Origin of the sequence: Ornithinimicrobium sp. (assembly GCF_051004135.1) — a bacterium.
Lineage (GTDB): Bacteria > Actinomycetota > Actinomycetes > Actinomycetales > Dermatophilaceae > Ornithinicoccus.
This window is the reverse complement of record NZ_JBPCKQ010000205.1, coordinates 1-2,822: the sequence shown is the minus strand read 5'-3', so window position 1 is coordinate 2,822 and position 2,822 is coordinate 1. Positions and strand designations below refer to the sequence as shown.

Annotated in this window: 3 protein-coding genes; 1 reads left to right on the top strand and 2 read right to left on the bottom strand. The window is 70.8% G+C overall.

Annotated elements, in window-relative coordinates; all coding sequences use genetic code 11:
• Nucleotides 1-126: 126 nt before the first annotated feature.
• Both ACR2FV_RS14470 and ACR2FV_RS14465 read right to left on the bottom strand, forming a co-directional pair.
• A complete protein-coding gene (locus tag ACR2FV_RS14470; protein ID WP_434016401.1) occupies nt 127-1,329 on the bottom strand; it encodes an NAD(P)/FAD-dependent oxidoreductase in 1,203 nt (400 codons plus the stop codon).
• A 51-nt stretch (nt 1,330-1,380) separates the two neighbouring features.
• Nucleotides 1,381-2,166 carry a deoxyribonuclease IV gene (locus ACR2FV_RS14465; protein ID WP_434016400.1) on the bottom strand — a complete coding sequence of 262 codons (786 nt, stop codon included), beginning with the start codon at nt 2,164-2,166 and terminating at the stop codon, nt 1,381-1,383.
• 83 nt (nt 2,167-2,249) lie between these two features.
• Between ACR2FV_RS14465 and ACR2FV_RS14460 the strand changes: the two genes are divergently transcribed.
• Nucleotides 2,250-2,822 (top strand): hypothetical protein (locus ACR2FV_RS14460; protein WP_434016399.1); only part of this gene is annotated, 573 nt, incomplete at its 3' end.

The following is a 2,822-nucleotide window of genomic DNA, read 5'->3' as shown; positions in this document are numbered from 1 at the left end:
CACGCCCAGACTGCTGCTTCTGCTGCGGTCCTGTCATCGTGGTAGTCATCTCAGGGAACTCCTTCCCCGCCCTCAAGACACTGATCGGGACTCTCCCGGTGCCTCATCCCATGTTGACAGAGAGGGTCAGGTCTCTTTGGCAGCCTCGGCCTCGCCAGTGCGTCCGCCGGCCCTTTGTAGCGCTTCGGCCAGGCTGACGCCGGCCTCGATCAGCTCTCGGCCACGCTCGTAGTCGTCCTCGGTGCCGTAGGCCAACACCCCGACCAGCGCGCCGTGCTCGTCGCCGTACCAGACGGTGAAGCCGTCGTCACCCTCGACGACCTCGGCCCGGTCGTAACCGTCGCCCCATGCCGCATACATCAGCGTGTGCTCGCCGATCTCACTCCAGAAACCGGGGATCGTCTCCCACACGACGTCCTGCCCGGCGGCGGCCTGACCCGCCACCTCGCCCATGGCCTCGGCATCACCCCAGTGCTCCACCACCACGCGCCGTCCCGCGACCTGGTGCTCGGCCAGGGCCACATCACCCACTGCATACACCCCGTCGGTCGCGGTCTGCAGACGTTGGTCCACGACCACGCGACCCTGCTCCAGCTCCAGGCCGCTCCCGTCCAGAGCATCGGTCGCCGGCTCGACACCGACGACCACAAGCAGCAGGTCGGGCTCCAGCGTCGTCCCGTCGGACAGATGCACCTGGCGTGGCGGCTCAACCGAGGACACGTCGACCCCGGTGTGCATCGTGACGCCGTAGCCGCGCAGCCAGCCGGTGATGGCGCCGGCCACGTGCTCGCCGAGCCGAGCCTGCTGAGGAGCCTCCTCCCGGGTAGCCATCGTGACGTCGAGCCCGCGCATCGCCAGCGAGGCGGCGGCCTCGCAGCCGATGAAGCCCGAGCCGATGACCACGGCCGAGCGAGCGTGCCCGGCAGCTTCGTGCAGCCGGCGCAGGTCGGCCAGGGTCCGCAGCTGGTGCTGGTCCACCTCACTGTCGATGCCGGGCAGCGACATCGGGCGCGCGCCGGTCGCGATGACGAGGCGGTCGAAGCCCACGGTCTCAGCCCCCGCTTGCACGCTGCGGGCCTCGAGATCGAGGTGGGAGACCGTGGTGCCGAGCCGGAGCTCGACCTTCCCCAGGTCGTCGGCCAGCGGCGTCGGCTCCGGCTCCTGGCTTGACCGCAGCGACTCCTTGGACAGCGGCGGTCGCATGTAGGGCGGGTCCTCGTCCGAGGTCACGACCAGCACCGGAGTCGCCCCGCCGGCCTCGAGGTATGCCGTCGCGGCTCCCACGCCGCCGGGACCGCTGCCGATCACGACCAGTCCGTATCTGTCCATGCCCCCACTGTGACGGCTGCAGGGCCGGCTCGCTCGGCGACCGTCTCGCGGCTACACCCGCTCGCGCAGCAGGGCGATGTCGTCGGCGACGTGCTCCCCGGGGGTCTCACACACCACCGGTCCCCCCGCCTCGCGGACCACGTCGACCAGCTCATCGGGGCCGATGCGCCCCTGGCCCAGCGTCGTGTGCCGGTCGCGGCCGGAGCCGGCGTCGTCCCGCGAGTCGTTGCAGTGCACCAGGTCGATCCGCCCGGTGATGCCCCGCAGCTTCTCGACCGCGGTGGCCAGCTCGATGCCACCCGCATGGGCGTGGCAGGTGTCCAGGCAGAAGCCGGCGCCGAACTCCCCCACCGCGTCCCACAACCGGGCGATCGCGTCGAGCCGGCGGGCCATTGCCATGTCCCCGCCGGCGGTGTTCTCGATCAGGATGGGCAGCGGGAAGCCGCCGTCGGCGGCGGTGCGCTCGAAGACCTTGCGCCAGTTGTCGAAGCCCACCTGCTCGGCATCGCCCTTGCTCACGTGGCCGCCGTGCACGATCAGCCCGCGGGCCCCGATCGCGGCAGCCGCCTCGGCGTGCTGGGCCAGCAGCTTGCGCGACGGGATGCGGATGCGGTTGTTGGCGGTGGCGACGTTGAGCACGTAGGGCGCGTGCACGTAGACCGCGATCCCGTGCTGGTCCCGGGCGGTGCGCAGCCGGTCGGCGTCAGGGCGCGGTCGCGGCCCCTTCCACCCCTGCGGGTCGGCCAGGAAGAACTGCACCGTCCGCGCCCCCACCGCCAGCCCCGCCCCGATCGGGTCGTCGTCGCGGACGTGGGCTCCGATCAGCAGGTCGCTCATCACGCCAGGGTATGTCGTCCCCCGCCTGCTCCTGCCCTACTGTCCCTGACATGGAGACACCATCGGGCTACACCTCGGATCGAGTGGGATCGGCCCTGGCCGGCACCGATCCCACGGTGTTGCGTCGCATGCGCGCCGGCTTCGCCGTCATCGGCGACCGCCAGCACCTGCCCGCGGCTACTGCGTGCTCATCACCGACCGTCCGCACGCCGATCAGCTGCACGACCTGCAGCTGGCCGACCAGCAGCTCTTCCTCAGCGACATGGCCACGCTGGGTCGGGCGGTCGCCACGGTCTGCGCTCGCCGAGATCCTGGATTCCGCCGGATCAACCTGGAGATTCAAGGCAACAACGACGCCTTCCTGCACGCTCACATCACCCCGCGATACAATTGGGAGCCGCCTGAAATCGTCGGCTGGCCCGCTCGCTGCCCTGCACCACTGGGTCGGACGCAGCGATGCCGCATCGGCCCTAGGTCGCCAGCACGACGACCTGCGGGCCGAGCTGGTTGCCGAGCTCGCCATACAGCTCGACGCCTCGCCCGACTCGGCTGCTGCACTCGCTGCGCCGTCCCGACCGTTCCGCGCGGTGATCTTCGACTTCCACCAGACCCTGTCTCACCTCGGCGCTCCCCGCGACTGGCTGGACGAGGCGTGG

Coding starts and splice junctions, on each gene's coding strand:
- ACR2FV_RS14465 (WP_434016400.1), bottom strand. CDS start 2,166: ATGAGCGACCTGCTGATCGGAGCCCACGTCCGCGACGACGACCCGATC.
- ACR2FV_RS14470 (WP_434016401.1), bottom strand. CDS start 1,329: ATGGACAGATACGGACTGGTCGTGATCGGCAGCGGTCCCGGCGGCGTG.